Source organism: Bacillus cereus group sp. N24, from assembly GCF_016483345.1.
Lineage (GTDB): Bacteria > Bacillota > Bacilli > Bacillales > Bacillaceae_G > Bacillus_A > Bacillus_A toyonensis.
Window position 1 is genome coordinate 1 of the sequence record NZ_JAEHCA010000071.1, and the last position, 2,396, is coordinate 2,396.

Here is a 2,396-nt window from a genome sequence, read left to right on the forward strand (position 1 = left end):
ACATCTTCATGTTTCAATGTCAACTAAGTTTTTTATTTCGTTTGTCGTTTTCTGCGTTATTGCATCGGCGACTTGTTTTATATTACACCTCAATATAATAATAGTCAATATTAATCTTTCGTTTTTTTAAAAAAGATGAAAGATACTCTCATACCCCTTCTTTATTTCTCATACATATTAATAAGATAACTGAAAGGAGTATAGAGATTGTTCGATTCTTCTTTATTACGCATCATAAGCACCCATTCAAGAATTCCAAACTATCATAGAAATTTCCCCATCATTCTATTCTGGAGTCAAAAAATCGGTTGCACCTCTCTTGCTAATTGGTTCTTTTACCAGATTGATTTATTACAAACAGCTCTAAGCTATAGCCCTTTCATTCATAATTATGAATATCATATATACAAAAATACACCTGCCTATAGTGTACGACTGGGTATAGCGTTACGAGAAAAACAAAAAGAAACTTTTAAACTTGTTCGCAACCCTTATAGGAGGGCAGTCAGTTCTTTCGTATCCTTAATTGCACCTCCTTATGTGGAAAATCCCGAATGGAAACCCATCCGAAAGTTTTTATATCAAGATGAAAACTCTCCTAAAGGGATCTCATTTAAACAATTTCTATACTACTTATTTATTAAAGGTGCTCAAGCAGATGATATTAACCCACATTTCACACAACAATATATAACTGGTGAAGAAGAATATGTGACCAATTATATATACTTAGAAAACTTCAATCAGGAAATGAAAGAATTAGAAAAGCGTTTCGAATTAAAAGTTGCACCAATAAATGAGTTCTCAACATCTTGGCATCATCAAACTCCCACCATGATTTATAAAGGGGATTTTAGTGAAGCCGATATTACGAATCCTTTATTCCCTCGCCATCCTACTTTCGAAAGTTTTTACGATACTGAGTGTATGCAGCTCGTTCAAACAATATTTCAAAATGATTTCGATACGTATAGATATAGCAAAGAATATCCATACTAATTTCAGTCTATTTTCTTTGCTAAATATAAAAAGATACCTCATATATATAAGGTATCTTTTTAACATTTTTAATTATATAAAACATACTGTTTAACAGTCCCGACTCTACACCTTATTACCTTTTAATAGATTACGTATTTTTTGCTTATCCGCCCATCCTACTCCAATTAAAACTAGACTTGCCCCCATTATTACCCTCCATGTCAGAGATTCATTTAATAGGATAATTGAAGTAGCAATGCTTATTAACGGTAATGCATTTAAATATAATCCACTTACTGATGCAGAAACTCTCTCTAGCGCTTTATTCCAGAACCAATATGCTAAAATTGTTGCTCCAGTAACAAGGTACATTACACTAAATCCCGTTTTCCAAGTTTCAATCTTTGGGAAACCGTAATAAAGAATTTCTACCAGGGCAAACGGCAATAGAATAACCGCTCCGATAATTAAAGTTAATGTGGTAAATACCTCATTTGATAAATACTGTTCTTGTTTTGGTCGTTTTAACAAAACTGTGTAGAAAGCAAATAGAAAAGTACTCAATAATATAAGTACATCTCCTATTAAAGATACTTCTTGATCAACACCTTTAGATGGAATCGTAATAAAGAGTACTCCTATAGCCCCCAATATAATTCCTATCCAATAATTCAACCGAATTTTCTCTTTCAAAAAGAATGCTGAAAATAGAATTGTAACTAATGGTAATGCAGCATCTATGATACTAACATGTAATCCACTTGTTAAAGAAATGCCGTAAGATGTAAACATAAAATATCCAGCTACACCGGTAAAAGCTAACAAACTCATTCTTTTCCATGGAACTTTTTTATGTACAACTGATTTTTGTAGTTGCTTAAATGAGAATAGCATACAAATGCCACCCGCTAAGAAAAGACGAATAAACAACAAAGTAAACGGTTGAATAGATTCTAACGCCCATTTCGTTGGTGCAATGGCTGTCCCCCATAATATAACAGCCACTAATAACATGCATATTTCTTTCATAATCCCCCACACCCATCAAAAATATATGTTAACTACCTTAATTATAGATTCATCCTTATGTAAAATCCTAAAAAACAAAGAGGTTATGTAAGAGTAAAAAATTTTTTGTTCATTTTACAACTAAATTCATGCAAAAGGTAATTCTCACCTTTAATTTACATTTAAATATATTACTTTATAACCTTCTTATCACTTTATATCGTTTCTATTTTATCTTTTTTCTTTTTTAGGACTATTAAAATTATAGATTATAACAGCTGATAAATAAAAATAAACATAAAAAAACCTAAGTCGAATCGACTTAGGTTTTTGCTTGGCGACGTCCTACTCTCACAGGGACAAGGTCCCAACTACCATCGGCGCTAGAGAGCTTAACTTCCGTGTTC

The 2,396-nt window shown here is 32.1% G+C and carries 2 protein-coding genes; one reads left to right on the forward strand and one right to left on the reverse strand.

The features are described from left to right. Window positions 1–207: 207 nt before the first annotated feature. Window positions 208–999, forward strand: coding sequence for a sulfotransferase family 2 domain-containing protein (locus JDS95_RS30315; protein WP_085451375.1), 792 nt, complete (start codon window positions 208–210; stop codon window positions 997–999). 105 nt (window positions 1,000–1,104) lie between these two features. Here JDS95_RS30315 and JDS95_RS30320 read toward each other — a convergent pair whose 3' ends face one another. Then, the gene (locus tag JDS95_RS30320; RefSeq protein WP_144467814.1) at window positions 1,105–2,010 is read right to left on the reverse strand and encodes a DMT family transporter; all 906 of its coding nucleotides are present in this window, start codon (window positions 2,008–2,010) and stop codon (window positions 1,105–1,107) included. Between the last annotated feature and the right edge of the window lie 386 nt (window positions 2,011–2,396).

Coding starts and splice junctions, on each gene's coding strand:
- JDS95_RS30320 (WP_144467814.1), bottom strand. CDS start 2,010: ATGAAAGAAATATGCATGTTATTAGTGGCTGTTATATTATGGGGGACA.